Source organism: Sporosarcina koreensis, from assembly GCF_042655825.1.
Classification (GTDB): domain Bacteria; phylum Bacillota; class Bacilli; order Bacillales_A; family Planococcaceae; genus Sporosarcina; species Sporosarcina koreensis.
Genome location: NZ_JBHSNP010000019.1, coordinates 1 through 1,116, shown reverse-complemented (window position 1 = coordinate 1,116; position 1,116 = coordinate 1). Strand labels below are relative to the sequence as shown.

Genomic DNA, 1,116 nt, shown 5'->3' with positions numbered 1-1,116 from the left:
TGCCCAGCCCCTACAAGGTGACTTGAGGGTGAAGATATAGTCTATTCCATGTTCGAAAGGCATGGCGGCAAAGCAAGCCAACCAACAACCGCAAGGTGTACTTCAACTTTTACGATAAAATTTAAAAGCACGGCCATTATAATGGTTGTGCTTTTGTAATTTTGGAGTTAACAAACATAAAATTAAACCGATAATAGAATTGCATGCAACAGTATTATGTTCGGCCGACTCATACTTTGCAAGCAATATAAAATGGTTCACATGGACGCGAACCATACAATCTCAAGGAGGAAAATATTTATGAGAATTAACCACAACATCGCGGCTCTTAACACTCATCGTCAATTAGGTGCAAACAATGTACAAGCATCTAAAAACCTGGAGAAGCTTTCTTCGGGTCTTAAAATCAACCGTGCAGGTGACGATGCAGCAGGTCTAGCAATCTCCGAAAAAATGCGTGGTCAGATTCGTGGTTTGGATATGGCACAAAAAAATGCACAAGACGGTATTTCTTTGATTCAAACTGCCGAAGGCGCATTAAATGAAACTCATGCAATTCTTCAACGTATGCGTGAACTCGCTGTACAATCTTCGAACGACACCAATACTAGTACTGACCGTGATGAACTACAAAAAGAAGTTGACCAACTAGCATCTGAAATTACACGTATTGCTAACAACACAGAATTTAACTCGAAAAAGTTGATGGATGGCTCTTTTGATAAAACTAGCGGGGCTGAATTAACATTCCATATCGGAGCAAATAGTGGACAGAATGTAAAATTAAACATTGGTGCTATGGATGCGGTAACGTTAGGAGTCGCTGTTTCAGGTTCTGGAACAAACGCGAAACCTGTCTTTACATCGGGATCAGTAAGCGCTCAGGCTATTACCGATAAAGGAATCGATATTTCAACTCAATCCGGAGCAGATAAAGCTATTACTACTATTAACAGTGCTATTGAAACAGTTTCATCAGAACGTTCTAAATTAGGTGCTATGCAAAACCGCTTAGAACACACAATCAATAACCTTGGTACATCTTCTGAAAACTTAACTGCAGCTGAGTCGCGTATCAGAGATGTTGATATGGCGAAAGAAATGATGGAGTTCACG

General features: G+C 40.1%; 1 protein-coding gene. It reads left to right on the top strand.

The window, feature by feature from the left end:
• Positions 1–300 precede the first annotated feature (300 nt).
• Positions 301–1,116 (top strand): flagellin Hag (hag, locus tag ACFPTP_RS10045; protein WP_381444262.1); only part of this gene is annotated, 816 nt, incomplete at its 3' end.